Origin of the sequence: Streptomyces sp. 5-10 (assembly GCF_014712245.1) — a bacterium.
In the GTDB taxonomy this organism is placed as follows: domain Bacteria; phylum Actinomycetota; class Actinomycetes; order Streptomycetales; family Streptomycetaceae; genus Streptomyces; species Streptomyces violaceusniger.
The window spans coordinates 66,626-83,897 of sequence record NZ_JACVYG010000036.1 but is presented as its reverse complement, the minus strand read 5'-3'; the positions used below and the strand labels follow the sequence as shown (position 1 = coordinate 83,897).

General features: G+C 71.3%; 20 protein-coding genes and 1 pseudogene. 11 read left to right on the top strand and 10 right to left on the bottom strand.

Going from position 1 to position 17,272, the window contains the following annotated elements:
- The first annotated feature begins 35 nt into the window (after positions 1–35).
- Positions 36–608: an ABC transporter ATP-binding protein gene (locus IEJ02_RS31975; protein WP_317985976.1), complete on the top strand. Its 573-nt coding sequence runs from the start codon at positions 36–38 to the stop codon at positions 606–608.
- On the opposite strand, the gene IEJ02_RS31970 is transcribed toward IEJ02_RS31975, so the two are convergent.
- Positions 490–1,362 (bottom strand): dihydrodipicolinate synthase family protein, encoded by an 873-nt coding sequence (locus tag IEJ02_RS31970; RefSeq protein WP_191068011.1) that lies wholly within the window; start codon positions 1,360–1,362, stop codon positions 490–492. The genes IEJ02_RS31975 and IEJ02_RS31970 overlap by 119 nt on opposite strands.
- A 145-nt stretch (positions 1,363–1,507) precedes the next feature.
- Between IEJ02_RS31970 and IEJ02_RS31965 the strand changes: the two genes are divergently transcribed.
- From IEJ02_RS31965 to IEJ02_RS31955, 3 genes are read left to right on the top strand one after another with little or no spacing between them, the layout of a single operon-like run.
- Entirely contained in the window at positions 1,508–2,482 is a 975-nt protein-coding gene (locus tag IEJ02_RS31965; RefSeq protein WP_191068010.1) for a 2-hydroxyacid dehydrogenase, read from the top strand.
- Complete coding sequence (locus tag IEJ02_RS31960; protein WP_191068009.1) at positions 2,479–3,828, top strand: MFS transporter; 1,350 nt, start codon at positions 2,479–2,481, stop codon at positions 3,826–3,828. The genes IEJ02_RS31965 and IEJ02_RS31960 overlap by 4 nt, the downstream gene beginning before the upstream one ends.
- Before the next feature lie 54 nt (positions 3,829–3,882).
- Positions 3,883–4,557, top strand: a complete 675-nt coding sequence (locus IEJ02_RS31955; protein WP_275561589.1) for a GntR family transcriptional regulator — start codon at positions 3,883–3,885, stop codon at positions 4,555–4,557.
- 180 nt (positions 4,558–4,737) lie between these two features.
- On the opposite strand, the gene IEJ02_RS31950 is transcribed toward IEJ02_RS31955, so the two are convergent.
- The gene (locus tag IEJ02_RS31950) at positions 4,738–5,445 is read right to left on the bottom strand and encodes a TetR/AcrR family transcriptional regulator (protein ID WP_191068008.1); all 708 of its coding nucleotides are present in this window, start codon (positions 5,443–5,445) and stop codon (positions 4,738–4,740) included.
- Positions 5,446–5,485: 40 nt separating this feature from the next.
- Here IEJ02_RS31950 and IEJ02_RS31945 point away from each other — a divergent pair, with 40 nt between their 5' ends.
- The 3 genes and pseudogenes from IEJ02_RS31945 to IEJ02_RS31935 form a co-directional block, all read left to right on the top strand.
- The gene (locus IEJ02_RS31945) at positions 5,486–5,677 is read left to right on the top strand and encodes a hypothetical protein (protein ID WP_191068007.1); all 192 of its coding nucleotides are present in this window, start codon (positions 5,486–5,488) and stop codon (positions 5,675–5,677) included.
- Between the two features lie 8 nt (positions 5,678–5,685).
- Positions 5,686–6,273: a flavodoxin family protein gene (locus IEJ02_RS31940; protein WP_191068006.1), complete on the top strand. Its 588-nt coding sequence runs from the start codon at positions 5,686–5,688 to the stop codon at positions 6,271–6,273.
- 51 nt (positions 6,274–6,324) lie between these two features.
- Positions 6,325–6,899 (top strand): annotated as a pseudogene (locus IEJ02_RS31935) (aldo/keto reductase); the annotation flags it as partial.
- A gap of 289 nt (positions 6,900–7,188) precedes the next feature.
- Here the strand turns inward: IEJ02_RS31935 and IEJ02_RS31930 are convergent.
- The 6 genes from IEJ02_RS31930 to IEJ02_RS31905 all read right to left on the bottom strand — a co-directional run bounded on the left by IEJ02_RS31930 (position 7,189) and on the right by IEJ02_RS31905 (position 12,474).
- On the bottom strand, positions 7,189–7,827 hold the full coding sequence (locus IEJ02_RS31930; protein ID WP_191068005.1) for an HAAS signaling domain-containing protein: 639 nt from the start codon (positions 7,825–7,827) through the stop codon (positions 7,189–7,191).
- A gap of 143 nt (positions 7,828–7,970) precedes the next feature.
- A complete protein-coding gene (locus tag IEJ02_RS49130; RefSeq protein WP_223864814.1) occupies positions 7,971–8,627 on the bottom strand; it encodes a TetR/AcrR family transcriptional regulator in 657 nt (218 codons plus the stop codon).
- 148 nt (positions 8,628–8,775) lie between these two features.
- Positions 8,776–9,621, bottom strand: coding sequence for a transporter substrate-binding domain-containing protein (locus tag IEJ02_RS31920; protein WP_191068004.1), 846 nt, complete (start codon positions 9,619–9,621; stop codon positions 8,776–8,778).
- Between the two features lie 276 nt (positions 9,622–9,897).
- A complete protein-coding gene (locus IEJ02_RS31915) occupies positions 9,898–10,551 on the bottom strand; it encodes a bifunctional 4-hydroxy-2-oxoglutarate aldolase/2-dehydro-3-deoxy-phosphogluconate aldolase (protein WP_191068003.1) in 654 nt (217 codons plus the stop codon).
- Between the two features lie 241 nt (positions 10,552–10,792).
- Positions 10,793–11,761: a sugar kinase gene (locus IEJ02_RS31910; RefSeq protein WP_191068002.1), complete on the bottom strand. Its 969-nt coding sequence runs from the start codon at positions 11,759–11,761 to the stop codon at positions 10,793–10,795.
- 284 nt (positions 11,762–12,045) lie between these two features.
- Positions 12,046–12,474 (bottom strand): ribonuclease, encoded by a 429-nt coding sequence (locus IEJ02_RS31905; RefSeq protein ID WP_191068001.1) that lies wholly within the window; start codon positions 12,472–12,474, stop codon positions 12,046–12,048.
- A gap of 168 nt (positions 12,475–12,642) precedes the next feature.
- Between IEJ02_RS31905 and IEJ02_RS31900 the strand changes: the two genes are divergently transcribed.
- Together IEJ02_RS31900 and IEJ02_RS31895 are read left to right on the top strand one after the other, a co-directional pair.
- On the top strand, positions 12,643–13,320 hold the full coding sequence (locus IEJ02_RS31900) for a helix-turn-helix domain-containing protein (protein WP_223864812.1): 678 nt from the start codon (positions 12,643–12,645) through the stop codon (positions 13,318–13,320).
- 14 nt (positions 13,321–13,334) lie between these two features.
- The gene (locus tag IEJ02_RS31895) at positions 13,335–13,514 is read left to right on the top strand and encodes a DUF6126 family protein (protein WP_223864811.1); all 180 of its coding nucleotides are present in this window, start codon (positions 13,335–13,337) and stop codon (positions 13,512–13,514) included.
- Between the two features lie 103 nt (positions 13,515–13,617).
- Here the strand turns inward: IEJ02_RS31895 and IEJ02_RS31890 are convergent, their stop codons facing one another.
- Positions 13,618–14,466 carry an AIM24 family protein gene (locus tag IEJ02_RS31890; RefSeq protein ID WP_191067999.1) on the bottom strand — a complete coding sequence of 283 codons (849 nt, stop codon included), beginning with the start codon at positions 14,464–14,466 and terminating at the stop codon, positions 13,618–13,620.
- Positions 14,467–14,636: 170 nt separating this feature from the next.
- Between IEJ02_RS31890 and IEJ02_RS31885 the strand changes: the two genes are divergently transcribed.
- Positions 14,637–15,515, top strand: a complete 879-nt coding sequence (locus tag IEJ02_RS31885) for an SCO6745 family protein (RefSeq protein ID WP_191068038.1) — start codon at positions 14,637–14,639, stop codon at positions 15,513–15,515.
- A 72-nt stretch (positions 15,516–15,587) separates the two neighbouring features.
- On the opposite strand, the gene IEJ02_RS31880 is transcribed toward IEJ02_RS31885, so the two are convergent.
- Positions 15,588–16,757, bottom strand: coding sequence for a helix-turn-helix domain-containing protein (locus IEJ02_RS31880; RefSeq protein ID WP_191067998.1), 1,170 nt, complete (start codon positions 16,755–16,757; stop codon positions 15,588–15,590).
- 158 nt (positions 16,758–16,915) lie between these two features.
- Here IEJ02_RS31880 and IEJ02_RS31875 point away from each other — a divergent pair, with 158 nt between their 5' ends.
- Positions 16,916–17,158, top strand: coding sequence for a hypothetical protein (locus tag IEJ02_RS31875; RefSeq protein ID WP_191067997.1), 243 nt, complete (start codon positions 16,916–16,918; stop codon positions 17,156–17,158).
- The last annotated feature ends 114 nt before the right edge of the window (positions 17,159–17,272 follow it).

Genomic DNA, 17,272 nt, shown 5'->3' with positions numbered 1-17,272 from the left:
CCGAGAGTATCCGGATGAGCACATGACGGGAAGTCGTGAAGTTCTGTTGTCAGGACAAACTACGCACAGGTGATCAGTCGAGGCCGACAACGCTGTCACCGCCACGGCCACGGCCGCCCACCGCCGTCCGCCCCCAGCCAGCGCCGGGAGTGGCGAACCGGGAGCAGGCGCGGGCCGCGCGGGCGGCACGGCTGGCGGCGCGGGCGCGCCGGGACGCCGAGCGGCGCGAGGTGGTGGCCGGGGACGGCTGCCGCTTCCGGCCACGCTGTCCGTTCGCGATGGACGCATGTAACCGGCGCCCGCCCGAGGTCCGGGTCGGGCCGGACGAGGTGATCCTGGCCCCGCGCCACCCCTACACCCAGCTCCTGGCCGCCGCCGCGCCCAGCTCCGGGGCGTGTACGGATGGGCCTGGGCGGTGGCTACGCGCTCGGCGGGGCCGTGTTCCACGATCGCGCTCGACTTCAGCGCGAGGGCTGACATCGCCGGAACTCAGCCGACCAGATCCGCCACCAGCTTCTCGATCTCAGCCGCCGTCGTCGCCTCCGGGGCGCCGACGGTCATGCGGGAGGATCCAGCCGGCAGGCCGCGAACGCGCAGGGCGTGCTTGATCCGTCCGGGGCTCGGGCCCAGCAAGGCGACGACGCGGTCCACACGCTCCTGCAGCGTCGCGAGTTCGTCGGCTCCGGCACCGGCCAGCTTGGCGGCGGCCAGCTCCAGGAAGGGCTCGGGGAGCGCACCGGAGCAGCCGGAGATCACGCCTGCACCGCCCTCGTCGAGCACCGTGGTGAGCAGGGCGTCGTTGCCCGAGTAGACGGTGAACTCCGCCGGAAGTACAGCACGATACGCGGCGACCTCGGTGGACGGAGAACCGCTCAGTTTGACGCCGGCCAGGTCGCACTCTCCCGCCAGCTGCGCGAACAGCTCAGGGGTGACGGTGATGCCACTGCGCTCGGGGAAGAGGTACGCGTACAGCTCGGCGTCCCCGGCGGCCTGCCGTACACGCCGGAAGTAGTCCCGCAGCTCGTCCGCCTCGGCGGGCAGGTAGTAGGGGGTGAGCGCCGCGAGCCGGGTGGCGCCCGCGGAGACCGCGTCGCGGGTGAGGGCCACGGCCGTGTGCGCATCGGGGGCGCCGACGTGGGCCATTGCGGCGTCCGGCCCTCCAACCTCCAGAGCGAGTTCGGTCAGTTGGCGCCGCTCCTTACGGTCCAGGGCGGGGAACTCCCCGGTCGTCCCGGCAATCATCAGCTGGCCTGTGGTGTCGGCGGTGAAGCGGAAAAGTTCGCGGGCAGCGACCAGGTCGAGCTCGCCGTCCGGGGTGAACGGGGTGGTCAGCGGGGTGATGACGGTGGTCTGCGCAGACATGGGCGAGCGGTCCCTCCGGTGGCACGGAAACATTTCGAATCAGTCTACGGTTAACCGTTGACGAATCTTATCGTGCGCCCGAGGATCTGCGGTATCACGAGCCGCCGGGGTGGCCACCACGCCGCCCGAACACCGGAGTGCACACATGCCCGACCCGTCCGAACATCTGGTCACGCTTTACCACTTGAACGACCTCGGCCCAGCGGAGCTGCGCCGCCTTCTCCCGAACCACCCAGACCTGCGGATCACCGAGATCGGCCCGGACGAGGACCCGCGCGACCACCTCGGCACCCTGGAGACCGCCACGATCGTCCTGGCACCGCTGGAGAAGGAGCGCCGCATCACCGCGGAGCTGCTGGACGCCATGCCGCACTGCCGCCTGCTCCAGTCCGTCGCCGTCGGCTTCGACGGCGTCGACCACCGTGCTGCCGCCGAACGTGGCATCCCCGTCGCCAACCTGCCCGGCTTCAACACCGATGCGGTGGCGGACTGGACCGTGGGCGCGCTGCTGTACCTGCTGCGCCCGTACGCCTTCGGCCATGCCAAGGTCGAGCGCGGCGAATGGGGACCGGAAGGGGTCAGGGGACGCGACGTGTCGTCGCTGACCGTCGGGATCGCCGGATTCGGCAACATCGGGCGCGCCGTCGCCCGCCGCCTCGACGCCTTCGGCGCGCGCGTCCTCGTCCACGACCCGGTGCCCAGCGAGCCCGCCCGTGAGTACGTCGACCTGGACGAACTCGCCGCGCGCAGCGATGTGCTGACCCTGCACATGCCGCTCAACGACGCCACTCGCGGAGTGATCGGCGAAGATGTGCTGCGGCGGATGCCGCGCGGCTCGTGGGTCCTGAACGCCGGACGCGGTGGCGTGCTGGACGAGGCGGCGGTCGTACGGGCCCTCGACTCCGGGCAGTTGGCGGGCGCCGCGCTCGATGTCTTCACCGAGGAGCCGCTGCCGGCCTCCTCGCCGCTACGCGGCCGTACCGACGTACTGCTGAATCCGCATGCCGCCGGCGTGACACACGAGGCGTACCACAACCTGCGCGCCAGCGTGATCGACAGCCTCGACCTGGTGCTGTCCGGCAAGCCGCCCCGCAACGTCGTCAACGGAGTCGCCGTATGACCGGTACGCAGCCCGGAACCCGGCCCGCCGATCCGGACACCCCGGCCACCGGCCGATCGCCCCGCGTCGGCCGCGTCCGCTTCGCCGTACTCGGCCTGCTGTTCGTCGGCATCACGATCAACTACATCGACCGCGCCGCCATCAGCGTCTCACTGCCACACATCAGCCAGGACTTCCACATACCGCCCTCCGTCGCCGGCCTGATCATGTCGGCGTTCTTCTGGACGTATGCCTTCGGGCAGATGCCGGGCGGCTGGCTGGCCGACCGGTTCGGCCCGCGCGTCACCCTGTTCTTCGCGAGCCTGTGGTGGGGCGTGGCCACCGCGCTGATGGGGCTCGCGCGGAGCACGGGGATGCTGATCGTGCTGCGGATGGTGCTCGGCCTGGGCGAGGCCCCGTCCTTCCCGGCCAGCGCCAAGGTCGTCGCACGGTGGTTCCCGAAGACCGAGCGCAGCTTCGCTTCGGCGACCTTCAACAACGGCAACGCCGTCGGTGGCGCGCTGTCCATCCCCCTCGTCGCGCTGGTCGTCGCCGCGGTCGGCTGGCGGGGCGCCTTCGCCGCGGCCGGCGGACTGGGCGTGTTGTGGGCGTTCGGCTGGTGGCTGTACTACCGCGACCCTGAGCACCACGGGCAACTGAAGAAGCCGGAGATGGAGTACATCAAGGCCGGCCAGAACCGCGCGGACGCACCCGAGCAGACCGCGGTCCGCTGGCGCGACCTGTTCCGGTTCCGGCTGGTGTGGGCGATGATGCTCGGCTTCTTCTGCGTCAACTTTGTCGCCTACTTCTTCATTACGTGGTTCCCGTCGTACCTGGTGGAGACGTACCACCTGTCGACGATGAAGTTCGGCTTCCTGGGCATGGTGCCGGGGCTCGCGTCCATGGTGGGCGGCTGGTGCGGCGGCCTGGTCTCCGACTGGCTCGTCCGGCGTGGCACCCCGATCACCAAGGCCCGCAAGCTCTGCCTCGTCGGAGGACTGCTGGGGACGTCCGTCATCGCGCTCGCCGTCGTGTCGCCCAGCGTCGGCATGGCGCTGACGGCCCTGTCCGCGTCGTACTTCTGCTCCACCTTCGCGGCCGCCAGCGTCTGGGCGCTGCCCGGCGATATCGCGCCCACGCCCGGACACGTCGGCTCGATCGCCGGCATCCAGAACACCGCCGGCAATATCGCCGGGATCGTCTCCCCGCTGCTCCTCGGCGTGCTGATGGGCAGCTCCGGATCCTTCGTCGTCCCGCTCGTCACTGCCGGCTGTGTGGCGCTGCTCGGCGCGGCGACGTACGCCTTCCTCCTGCCGAAGGTCGAGCCGCTGCGCCTGGACCGTGGGCCGTCGGGCACGATGGGATAGTAGTCACCCGTCAACCGTTGACGGCATGTGGCGAAGAACCAGGGAGGGGTCGGCGTGGACCAGCTGGCCGTGAGGCAGGTGCGGCAGCTGCCGCTGGGGGAGCGCGTGGCACACCAGCTGCGGGTGCTGATCGTCACCGGGCAGCTGGAGCCGGGAACGCATCTGGTGGAGGGGGCCCTGGCGGGCCGGTTCGACGTCAGCCGTGGCCCGATCCGCGACGCCCTGCGGCTGCTGGAGGCCGAAGGGTTGGTGGAATCCCGGCGTCGCGGTGTCTATGTCACCGGGCTCAGCGAGGACGATGTCGACGAGCTGTTCACGCTGCGCGAGTCCATGGAGACGCTGGCCCTCACCCGCGCCGTCGAGCGCGCCGGGAAACGTGACACCGACGCACTGGACTCGCTGGTCACTGCCATGAGGGAGGCGGCCGACAGGGGGGACCCGGCCGCCTTCGCCCAGGCCGACCTGGCGTTTCACTCCGCGTTCTACTCCCTGGCCGGACACCGGCGCCTGGCTGCCGTCTGGGAGCAGTACCGCCCGGTGTTCGGGGTCATCCTGGACGTCACCAACACCCAGGACCGCGACCTCCACCCCGCCGCGGAAGCCCACGCCGACCTGCTGCGCGCCATCCGCTCCCGCGACGTCGCGGAGGCCACCAGCCTCCTCAGCAGCCACCTGCTGGGCGCCGGTGACCGGCTGCGGACGGCACTGCGGCAGGTGACCCACACGTAGGCGCTCATCGACTTCGTCCGCCACGGCCTGCCACTCCGGTGCCTCGACGGCACTGGTCGCCCTGACGCCGGTGCCCACGGCGCCCGCAAGCCCCTAGCGGTCGTTTGCCGACACTCACATCGAGTTCTGCACGGCCGGCGTAACCGACTGCGCCCACCGCCCGCGGAGCAGGCGGCCCCTTCAGCCTGCCAACTGCTGTAGCCATTCGCGCAGCAGAGCCGTCTCCGTGTCTCGCAGAGGTACCCCGGTGCCGAGCGCGGTTTCAAGTGCGGCATCGAGGGCGAGTGCGTGCGAGGCCAGGTCGGACCCGGATGAGGCGGGCGAGTCCGTGGTGACCGAGGCGATGACGGTGTCCCGCAGCCGCGCCGAAGTGGTCAGGTCCCGCTGCGAGGGCTCTTCGCCGATCAGCGCCAGCGTGGCGCCCGTCGTCGCCGCGTGAATGACGCGGGTCGCCTGCTCCACCGGAACCCGAAGGCGCCCGGCCTCGGCCGCGCGGCGCAGCAGTCTCACCAGCAGGGCGTGCGCCTCGTCCGCGGCGGGGGGCCGCCGCCCGGGCCGCACGGTGCCGTACATGAGCATGTAGAACGCGGGGTGCCGCAGTCCGAAGTCGACGTGCAGGTCCCAGCCGCGGTAGAGGTCGGCCACCGGGTCGTCGGGGGTCAGCGCCAGTGCCTCCCGTTTCTCGGCCAGGTACATCTCGAATCCGTAGGCGGCCAGCTCGGCCAGGAGTCCGTCCTTGTCGTCGAACATCCGGTACAGCGCGGGGGCCGTGATGCCCGCGGCTGCGGCGACCGCGCGCGTGGAGACCGCTTCGCTGCCGCCCTCCTCCAGGAGCTTGGCTGCCACCTGCAGTACCTGGCGCCGCGCGGCGCGTCGTCCCTCGTTCATGGAACAACGATATCCCATATTGCGTATCGCCGCCTTATCGGTGCTACTGTTCAAAGCGGAACGACGATCCACGCTGCTGGTGGTCGGCGCCGGCCCGCGACACCTGGGCATGCCCCGCACCCCGGCCCGGAACGTCGGTCCCCACTCGTGGAGCAGTGCGGCCGACCGCCGCACCGGGCAGCTCGTCGTCTGCCGGCACACCACCGAACACGCCGCCATCGCGGCAGGATAGGAACACCCGTGTCCGATATCTCGATCGTCATCGCGTCGCATTCCGGCTACGGCCACACCGCGCAGATCGCCACGGCCGTGGCCGACGGCGCACGCTCCATCGCCGGGACGCACGTTCACCGCGTGGACGTCGCCTCCCTCAGCGACGCCGACTGGGAACTGATGGACGCCGCGGACGCCATCATCTTCGGTACCCCCACCTACATGGGCACCGCCTCGGGGGCGTTCCACGCCTTCGCCGAGGCCACCAGCAAGCGGTGGATGACCCGCGCCTGGAGCGACAAGCTCGCGGCGGGATTCACCAACTCCGGCTCCATGAGCGGCGACAAGCTGCACACCCTGCAGTACCTGGCGCTCCTGGCGGCCCAGCACGGAATGCTCTGGGTGAGCCTGAACCTCCTGCCGGGCTGGAACACCACCACATCCGGCCCCCAGGACGACAACCGCCTCGGCTTCTACCTCGGCGCCGGCGCGCAAAGCTTCAACGACACACCCGCCGTCCACGACGCAGACCTCAACACCGCCCGCCACCTCGGCCGGCGCGTCGCCGAGCACACCCGCATCCACCGCGCCGGACTGACCGCCGCAACGCACTGACACAACGGTCCGCCGGAAATTGCCTTCTGGTTTCTTTCCGAGGAGTGAGTCATGCAGAACCGGACACTCGGAAGCCAGGGCCTTGAGGTCTCGGCGATCGGCTAGGCGCGATGGGCCTGACGATGGCCTAGGGACCCACCGACGAGGAGGCCGGCGTCGCCGCCCTCCGCCGCGCCCACGACCTGGGCGTCACCTTCTTCGACACCGCCGAGATGTACGGCTGGGGCACCGGATCCAACGAGATCCTCGTCGGCAAGGCAGTCAGGGACTTCCGCGACGACGTGGTCCTGGCCACCAAGTTCGGCGTCGACATGTCGGTACCTCCCGAGCAGATCGGCGGCCCTCTCAACAGCCGGCCCGACAACATCCGCAACGTCGACCCGCGCTGGCAGCCGGGCAACTTCGAGAAGAACATCGAAGCCGTCGACCGGCTCGCCGCCCTCGCGGCGGCCAAGGGCGCCACCGTCTCCCAGCTCGCCCTGGCCTGGCTCCTGACCCGGGGCGAGCACATCGTGCCCATCCCCGGCACCCGCAGCCCGAAGCGCATCCAGGAAAACGCCGGCGCCGCCGACCTCACCCTCACCGACACCGACCTCAAGACCATCGACGAGATCCTCCCCCACGGCGAGAGGCGCCCGAAGCCGTTGGAGCTGGCTTCGGGCACTCTCTTCGACGGCGCCGAACACGCAGCTGGGCGTCGTCGCGGTGGGCTCAGGGAAACGCGGCCGGGGCACTGTGATTCGCCGAGTTCCAGTCCTCCACGACCTGGAGCCCGCCATGGATCTCACGCCGCAGGCCGGGGCTGGCCGGTGACCTTCACCCCGCCCGCCGACGGTCGTCCTGCCGCCGTACGGGGTGCGGGTGCTGCGGCTGGAGACGAGGTGAGACCTTTGAGGGCTTGCCCGTTGGGCGATCTCAACCTTCCGCGCCGGCCCGCTCGCGCAGCCGGGCGGCGGACCGGGCCAGCCGTATGGCGCCCACCACCGGCAGGGTGAGCGCTATCAGCAGGGAGGCCACGAACGCGGGGGCGCTGATCCCGTCGAACGCGATGGAGAACGCCACCGCCAGCACCGGCACCGTGACCAGCGGCGACAGGACGAACAGCGTGGCCTGCCGCTTCTCGCGCCGGACCCATGGCGCGGACCGCCACAGCCGGACGAGCGCACCGAGGGCGGCGACCAGCCCCAGGGGTATGCCCACGCCCGGGACCAGGCACAGTGGCACGGGCAGCACGGCGAGGCCGAGCGTCACCCAGGTGGCACCGGCGTCCTCCGGCTCGGGCGGGATGCTGCCGGACTCCTCGGCCAGCGCGTCCGCCGCGATCTCCTCCGGGGTGCCGATCCAGTCGAGCACCCGCCGCACCCGCTCGTCGCCGATCGCGGAATCACCGTCCCCAGCGCCCTCCTCGGCCAGGTCGTCCGCGAGCGCCGCCGCGATCTCCTCGCGCAGGTCCTCCAGCAGCTCCTCCCGCCACGCGGCGGGAAGCGCCGCGGTCCGCCGCTCGACCGAGGACAGAAAGGTCCGCACGAGGGGGTGGCTGAGGGGGCTGCTCATGTCGTCTCTCCGGGTGCGAGGAAACGGTCACCGGTCCAGGGCATTACAACCGGCATCCGTCAGCGTGTAGCACCCGCACGAGGGCCGCGCCCGGATTCGCGCAAATGCGCATCCCGCTGTGTTCGACGGGCTAAGAGGCCAGGCTAATAGGCCGCCGTTTCGCCCGCGCCACGGGTCATGACCCGGTCCAGCTCGGCCCCGGTGAGCCCGGCGGGCAGCGGGGCGGTGTCGGGGCGGGCGCGCAAGCCCTCCAGGACGAGCGCGGCGATACGGCGGGCGGCGCGCCCCCAGGCGTCGGGCGGGAGTTGGGTGTGGGCGAGCATCGCGCCGGTGACGACGAGGTCGGCGACGGTGGCGTCGGGGCGGATCGAGCCGTCACCGACACCCCGCTTCAGGACCGCGGCCAGTGACCGGGAGATCCGCGAACCGAGGGGGTCGGCCTCGTCCGCCGAGAGCGGGCCCGGGGCACCGAGCAGCGGCAGGGCGAGATGGTGCCGTTCGGCGAGCAGCCCGTGCAGGAAACCGGCCAGCGCGTCCAGCGGCGGTGCCGCGCTGTCCTCGGCCTCCTGGGCGAGGGCGGCCACGAGTTCGTAGGAGCGGTGCACGACGGCCGCGTACAGCTCCTCGCGGTCGGCGAAGTTCCGGTAGAGCGTGGCGATGCCGACCCCGGCCTCGCGCGCCACCACGTCCAGCGGCACGGCGGGCCCGTCGCGGAGCAGGACCCGCTCGGCCGCGTCGAGGAGGGCGGCGCGGTTGGCGATGGCGTCCGAGCGGCGGCGCGCGGGCTGGGCGGGACTCATGGGGCCATCTTCCCGCTCCGGGCCGGGTGGAAGGGCGACGGACGCGAGAGTCGTACGGGGATGCCCAGATTTTCAGCCGCTCTGTCGCTCTCGTGTCCGCCGCTCTCGTCTCCGCCGCTCTCGTCTCCGCCGCCGCGTCACCGCTCCGTCACCGCTTCATCCACTCGTCCTCGTACTTCTGGTACGTACCGTCGTGGGTGGCCAGATGGACCCACTGGTCGACGTACTCCTTGAACTGGGCGTCGCCGCGCGGCAGTACGTACGCCTTCTCGGAGAAGGAGAACGGCTCGTCGGGGTGGACCGCGCACAGCTCGGGGTGGATCGCGGACTGATAGCGGGTCTCGCTGGCATCCGTCATCATCACATCGGCGCGGCCCGCGATGATCTCGTCGAAGATCGTGGTGTTGTCCGGATGGACGGTGAGGGTGGCCCGTTTGACATGGGCTCGGGCGAACTGCTCATTGGTGCCGCCCGGGTTGACCACGACCCGTACGCCGGGCTGGTCGATCTCCTCCAGCGTCCGGTACTTGTCCTTGTCCTCGCAGCGCACGATCGGCGTCTTGCCGTCGGTGAGGTACGGCTCGCTGAAGGACGCCTTACGGGCGCGGGCCAGGGTCACCGACACTCCGCCCATGCCCACGTCACAGCGTCCGGCGGCGAGGTCGTCCACCAAGGTGGCCCAGGTGGTGGGCACGTATGCCGGCTTGGCGTCCAGGCTCTTGGCGAGGTCCCCGGCCATCTTGATGTCGATGCCGGTGTAGGCGCCGGACTTGGGGTCGCGATGGCTGAAGGGCCGGTAGTCGCCCGTGGTGCACACCCGCAGCACCCCGCGCTCGGGCACCCGGTCGAGCAGGGTGCCGCGCTGCTGCCGGGCGCGCTCGGCAGGCGCTTGTTTCGACGCGGAATTCGCGGTGGAGCCCACGGCCAGCGCCGAACCGGCGGCGGTGGCGGCGAGCACGGCGGCGAGGGCGGACAGCGTGACGGTACGTCTCACGGCACCTCCTGGGCGCGGGCGGGCGGCTGCTACGAGCCGCATGATCACAGCGCGCTCAGGGTGGCAGAAGTCCCGGCCCACGGGAAGCCGTTGACCGCCGGATGGGATACGCGGTGCGCACGCCGTGCGGTGGTCCGTACGACCCGCGTCGCGTGCCACCGTCGGTACGGGTCGCGTGCCACCGTCAGTACGGGTCGCGTGCCACCGTCAGTACGGGTCGCGTGCCGACGTCAGTACGGGTCGCGTGCCACCGTCAGTACGGGTCGTGTGCCGACGTCAGTACGGCTCGGGCGCCGAGACCAGCGGGGGCGCCACATCCGCGAGGCGGGCCAGCAGTTCGGCGGCGCGCTTGCCCACCGTGTCCCGGTCGCCCTCGGACAGCGCCGAGCCCATTCCGCACGCGACGGCCCCGGCCGCGATCCAGTCCGGAGCCTCGGCCAGGGTCACCCCGCCGGTGGGGACCACGGCGGCCTGCGGCAGCGCGGCCCGTACGTCGCTGATCCATCTGGGCCCGTAGGCGGAGGCGGGGAAGAGCTTCAGGGCGTCCGCGCCCAACTCCATCGCGCGCACCGCCTCGGTGGGCGTGGCCACGCCGGGGAAGACCGGCAGACCGTAGCGGTGGCCGGTGCGGATGACCTCGGGGTCCAGGCTCGGCGAGACGAGGAAGCGGGCGCCCGCGTCCACCGCCATCCGGGCCGAGGCGCCATCGAGCACCGTGCCCGCGCCGATCACCGCGTCATCGCCGACCTCCCGGATCAGTGTGGTGACCGCCTCCAGGGCGAAGGGTGTGGTCAGCGAGATCTCCAGGCTGGTGATACCGGCGGAGAGCAGGCTGTCCGCCGTGGCGTGCGCGTGGTCGTAGCTGTCGCTACGGACGATGGCGAGCACGCGCTGCGCGAGCGCGGCCCGGGTGATCTCCCAGCGGTACACGGCGGTCGCCGCCTTTCCTCTCCCAGGTGCTGGCGATGCCGCCCCGGATTGCCTCCGGGATATGCGGCGATTTCGGTGTGCGGTGGACGATACGCGGTGCTGTGCTGCGCTTGGTGGATCGGTATCTGGGTTGTCCGACTTACCGGTGCTGCTCCGTCTTACTTACCGGTGCTGCTCTGTGTTGTTGTGAGGTGTGCGGCCTCCGCGCCCTCCGGGCGGTCCGCGGCCCCGGCCGGTCGGCTCAGCGGTAGACCGCGTCCCCGCCCTTGGACAGCTCGGCGAGCGCCCGGTCCCGCGCGGCGGCGGTGGGCAACCCGTCCGTATCGGTGGCGGCCTGGACGACCAGGGCGGCCACGCACGCCGCCTCGGCGAGCGCCTGGTCCTCGTGCAACCCGCGCAGCCGCGCCGACAGATAGCCGGCCGCGAACCCGTCACCGGCGCCTATCGGATCGACGACCGGCACCGCGTGGGGCGACTGGTCCCAGCCGCCGCCCGAGGTGAGGACGGTCGAGGAGTGGTCGGCGCGCTTGATCACGACCTCGTCGGCCCCGCCGCGCAGCAGCTCCCGCGCGGCCTCGTCGGCGGGCTGGGCGGTGAGCAGCTCCAACTCCCCCTCCCCCGCGAGGACGATGTCGGCGTCGCGCAGCAACGGGCCCGCCGTCTGGGCCCACTGCGCCGCGCCGCCCAGCTTGTGCCGTACGTTCGGATCGAAGGACACCTTCGCCCCGGCCTCACGGGCCAGCTCCACCAGGCGGCGACTCGCGGCCGCCGCGGTCGGCGAGAGCATCGGCGTGATCCCCGACAGATGCAGCAGTTGGGCGCCTTCGAGGGCTTCGGGGCGTATCTGCTCGGGCGTCAGCCGGGAGGCGGCCGAGCCCATGCGGTAGTACTGCACATCGATGGCGCGGTACGCGTGGCTGTCCCGCATCAGCAGCCCGGTGGGGGCGTGGTCGTCCACGATCGCGTGGGCGACGTCCACACAGTCGGCGCGCAGCTCGCGCAGCACCGCCTCCCCCGCGGGGTCGGCGCCGACCCGGCCGAGCCAGCGCACACCGTGGCCGAGCCGGGCGAGACCCACGGCCACATTGGATTCGGCCCCCGCCACCGACCTGCGGAAATGCACGGCCCGGTCCAGCGGAACCCCGGGCTCGGCGAGCAGGAGGAGCATCGCCTCCCCGCACGTGACCACTTCCGGACCGTTCGCCACCATGCCTCCCCGCACGTCCGCTGCTACCGAGACGGTATCGGGAAGCAACGACAATGGCCCGCGTGGGGTTCCCGGGGGCAGTGGCCGATAGTTCCCGGGGCAGTGGCCGATACAGGACAGCGGCGGGCGCGGAGGACGGGGTCCAGGGCAGGGCGAGGCGGGGCGGGGCACGGCAGGGCGGGCACAGCACCACGGCCGCTGCCCCGGCGGGCACAGCACCACGGCCGCTGCCCCGGTGGGGGCAGCGGCCGCGGTTGCGGGGGGTGGCGGTCTTCGGTGGGCCCGCGTCAGCAGCCGCGGTCCACCAGGTCGAACGAGGCGTAGTGGTCCGCGGTGTAGTAATCCTCGTCCGTCTGCTTGCCGGTGACGATGCGCCGGGCGCCACGGTCGTCGGAGCCCGGGGTGATCACGGTGTACTCGTGGTAGTAGCCGGAGGACTGGGACGGAAGGATGCCTTCACGGTTCTGGAAGACGGTGCCGTCCTGCGGGAACGGGAAGGGGCCGCCCTTCTCGATCAGGTCCAGGGTGTCATGGGCCTGGGAGGGCAGATCCGAGTAGCAGATGTCGCCAACGGCAGCGATGACCTGCGACGACGCAACGGTCTGCGATGCCGCCGGGGCGACGGCGGTGGCCGCGGTGGCCGTACCGCCGATGAGCAGCGTCGAGACGAGGGCGCCGAGGGCACCGATGCGGGCGATCCGTGGGGGGATTGTCATATACATAGCATGACGCGCGTAGACGCTGTCGTGTCAATGCCAAGTGACCGCCGTTCTCCGGGAGTTCACAAGAGCTGCGCGAAGCGTGAGGAGAGGTAACGAGAATGCAACTTTTGCCTATGAGGCAAAGTTTTTGCCTGAGAGGTCAAGGCTGGCTATACCGGAGACATGAACCCGCTCCCCCACGGGCCCGCCGAGGGGCCCACGGGCGGACCGGCCGACGGTGACTCCGACGGACCGTCCGCCGAGCTGCCCACCGTCGCTCCCCGCCTGCGTGACCTGCGGCGACGCAGTGGTCTGACGCTCGAGGCCGCCGCCCTTCGCGTCGGGCTCTCCCCCGCGCACCTGTCCCGGCTGGAGACGGGCCGCCGCCAGCCCTCGCTCCCGATGCTGCTGGCCCTGGCCCGTACGTACGGAACCACGGTATCCGACCTCCTGGGCGAGGCACCCGCGGAGCGGGACGCGGTCGTACGGGCCGACCTCATGGAGGCGCAGGAGGCCGGCGGCTGGACCTACTGGCAGGCCGGCGGCTCCGGCCGGGCCATGCAGGCGCTGCGGCTGCATGTCCCGGAACGCTCCGCCGCCCAGGAGGACCTGGTGCGGATCCACCCCGGCGAGGAGTGGCTCTACGTCCTGGGGGGTCGGCTGCGGCTGACGCTCGGCGAGACCGTACACGCCCTCTCCGCGGGCGACGCGGCCCACTTCGACTCCCTCACCCCGCACCGCATCGCCGCCACCTCGCCCGGCGGCGTGGATCTGCTCTTCGTCCACACGCTGCTGCAGAGCGGCGCGGTCGAGCTGTGCCTCGGCGACGCCGCTCGCCGAGGAAGGCACGGTACGCCATGAAGGACGCGAACGACATGAGTGCGACCGCTGCGACCGATGCCCCGGTGAACCCCGCGACGCGGGCCCGGACCGGGCCGAACGAGGAGGACCGGGCGCCGATGACGTTCACGGTGCGGGTCTTCATCTACCTCGTGGGGGTCCACTTCATCGCCGCTTTCCTCTTCTTCCTCTTCTATGTGGCGGGCGCGAAGTAGCCGACACGAGGTAGCCGATACGCGGCGGGCGCGAGGTAGCCGCTGCCCCGGCCGCCGGGCTGGGCCCCGGGAGCGGTGGCCGGGCTGGGCCCCGAGACGCCGATCACCCCGAGTGGGTGGAGAACAGCCCGCCCGTCGGCCCCTGCTTGTCGCCGCCCTGCGCCTTCTTCAGGGCGTTCGCCAGGCCCTCGATGGTGAGCGACTGGAGGATCACCCGCCCATTGCCCTCCAACGTGGCCAGCGACAGCCCCTCACCGCCGAAGACCGCGTTCATCAGCCCCTGGCGGTTGAGCCCGCCGATGCGCTCCACGCCGTACTGGATGCCTTCCTCGAAGGCCACGATGCAGCCCGTGTCGACCTCGATCCGGCCGCCGAAATCGGCCGGGTTGAGGTCGATGAAGTTGCCCGCACCACAGATGATCACGGTGCCGTGCCCGGTGAACTTCTCCAGGATGAACCCCTCGCCGCCGCTGCGCCCGGTCTTCCCGCCCTGGAAGGCGATCCCGAACTCCACGGTGGACTCGGCCGCCACGAAGGCGTCCTTCTCCGCGAACCACGCCCGCCTCCCGTCCAGCTCCAGCGCCCGCATCTCACCGGGCAGCACCCCCGCGAAGCCGACGGTGCCCTCGCCACCGGTGGCGGTGAAGTACTGGAACGCCAGCGACTCCCCCGCCAGCGCCCGCTGCCCCACCTGCATGGCGGTGCCCATGGCCTGGCGCAGCATCCCGCCCATGCCACCGCTCCCGCCGCTCCCACCGTTACCCCCGTTACCCCCGTTACCCCCGGCGGCCTGGCCGCCGCTCCCGCCGGGCCCGGACAGCCGGGTCTCCATCGTCACGTTCGACGTCTTGAACAGGAACTTTCCGGCCTCGCAGTAGACGGTCTGCCCCGGGTGGAGGGTGCAGACCGCCATCTGCATGGCGTTGCCGACGATCTCTTGCCGCAGGGTCACAGCCGATCTCCTCGAGGGTCGCGTCAGGTGGTGTCGGATGGCGCCAGGTGCCGCCATAACCGGACATCCGGGTCAACGTCCGACCCGGACCACCAGGTTCCGTGAGCTTGGCACAATGCCGGTCGTGGTCCGGCCCCGGGTCGACGCCGAAGGGAGCAGGGAGCATGGCGATGAACACCAGCGCCGCGACGACCGCCCGCACGATGTGGGCCCTCTACGAGCCGATCCACGCGGTCGCGTACTTCGCCCCCGAGGCCCTGGCCGCGTACGAGGACGCCGGGCTCCGCGGCTTCTGGCGCGGCTACTTCGCGGGCCGTGCCGCGCCCCTCGGGCCGGTCGGACCGGAGCCCGTCGTGGCGTCCTTCTTCACCTTCGCCCCCGCGATGGTCGCCCGCGCCCTGCCCGACGTCTGGTCCCTGACCGCGCCCGAGCGCGCCCTGGCGCTCCGCCGCGCGGGCACCGCGGCCGCCCTCACCCGGCTGCTCGCCGGGCACGAACGCGAGGTGGAGCGCGCCGCCGAGGCCCTGGTCCCCCGCGCGGCAGGCCTGGACGGCTCCGGCCGGGTACTGGCCGCCGCGAACGGCGCGCTGGACTTTCCCGACAAACCGGTCGAACGGCTGTGGCACGCGGCGACCCTGCTGCGCGAACACCGCGGCGACGGCCATGTCGCGGCCCTCGTCGCCGCCGGTCTCGACGGCTGCGAAGCCCTCGTCCTCCGTTCCGCCGTGGACGTTCCCCGCGCCGAACTCCAGCCCCACCGCGGCTGGACCGATCAGGAGTGGGACGCCGCCGCCCAGCGCCTGACCGACCGCGGCCTGCTCACCCAGAACAGCGCCGCGACAGAGGCCGGACGCGCCCTGCTCCGGGCGGCCGAGACCGCGACGGACCAAGCGGCGGAACGCCCCTGGCGCCCACTGGCCCCCGAGCAGGTGGCAACCCTGGTCCGCCTCCTCACCCCCCTCACCACGGCCTGCGCCGCCGCCCTCCGCTTCCCCAACCCGATCGGGGTCCCGGAGCCGACGGTCCAAAGCTGCCGAAGAGCGCCCTGAAGCCGCGCCGCGCGAAGCAGCCACCCCCGCCCAGCCCCCTCCACGCCATCGCCCGTTTCGGCGCTGACGGGCTCAGAAGGGCACGCCCGCCCGCTTGGCCAGCTTGGTAAGGCGCGGGTTGCTGCGGCGGTGCAGCGAGGTCAGCACGCGCATCAGCTCTTGGCTGGTCGGATGGACACGGGCCATCTCCGGGGCGACGTCCCAAGCCGCTTCGAGCGATTCGAGCGCCCCGTCACGGTCCCCCAGGGCGAGCTTCGACCGGCTGATGTTCATGTGCAGCGGACCAACGCGCGTGGCCGGAAGCGTCACCCCGCCCCGGATCAGGTCATCCGCCGTATTGAGAGACTCGCGGTAGTCCTCCATGTCAGAGGCTGTCGAGATGACATGCACGGCGGTGTTCTCGGGCCCGAAGTGGATGCCGTGGTCCTCGATGTCCTCGGGGAACTCCTCGGCCACCTGCCACGCTGCCGCGATGTGCCGTCCGGCGGTTGCCTTGTCCTTGATCCGACCGGCCAGCGTCAGCCCGCGCAGGTGCAGGATGCCCAGGCCGTACGCGCGATCACGGCCTCGCAAGGTCGACTCGGCCTCAACAACAGCACGGTCCACGATCGCTAACCCGCCCGCGAAGTCTCCGGAGTTCAGGAACGCTCCGGCCTCGTCCCGGGCGGCCACCGTGGCCGCGATGGGGTGCGCACGCTCGGCGGCCAGCCGCTGTTTCATGACGGCAAGCTCGGCGAGGTGCATCCAGCGGTGTCGGGCGGCCAGCCAGTAGACCACGGAGTACGTGTCGGCGACGCGGGTCCAGGCGTCGGGCGACTGGGTGGCGTGCGCGTAGTTGGTCGCGTCGGCCAGCACCCCGGGGAGCTTCTGGAGAACCGCCGACAGCTCGGTCCGATAGCGGTGCTCGTTCAGCTCGGCCAGCTCGCGCGGAAGGTCCTCGGGGTGTGACGGGGGCGTCTCGGGAATGTCGAACCGCCGAATGGCGTAATTGAGGTCCGCAAGGCTCTTCTCGTCGGTGCGCTCGACGGGGGCCGTGCCCAGAAGCTCATCCAGCGTCAAGCCCATGGCCTGAGCGAGAGCGGCGGCAATGCCCTGGGTCAGCGCACGGTCGCCCACCTCGATCTTGCTGAGCAGCGAAACCGACACGCCTGCCCGCCGGGCGAGGGCAACCTGGCTGAAGCCGCGGGCCTTGCGGCGGATCGCCACATTCGCACCTGGTCCGGGAATCTTGGTCACGCTCATGGTGTGCGTCTTCCCCACTCGACTGGCGTTACCTCTGATCCATCTTCTCACTGTCAGCACTCATGCGGTTGCGCCTTGTGCAAGGGGTGTGCAAGTTCCCTTTGCGCGGCGGCAGTTCTCTTGTGTGAGAAACGTATGCACAGGTGGGACGAGGGATCATGGCACAGACAGAAGAGAAGCCGCCGACGGTGCTCAGCCACGGCGACCTGCCGTACCCAAAGGGCACGCTTGTCGAGGACACCGAGACCGGATGCACGGGCGAGCTGCAGGGCGTGATCGAGGAACGCGTCAAGGGGACCGGAAAGCTGTTCAGCCAAACGGCGTACATGCGGCCGAGGGGAGGAAGCCTTGAGTGGGAAGCCCCTTTGAACCGCATCAAGCCCGCCGACGAGAACGTTTAAGCCTGCCCACCAAGTGCGCTGCCCTGATCGGTCCGGGTGATGTGATCGGCTACGAGGGCGAGTGGCGCACGGTCAAGGAGGCGACGACCGCCCAGGGCCCGATGGGCGGATCAG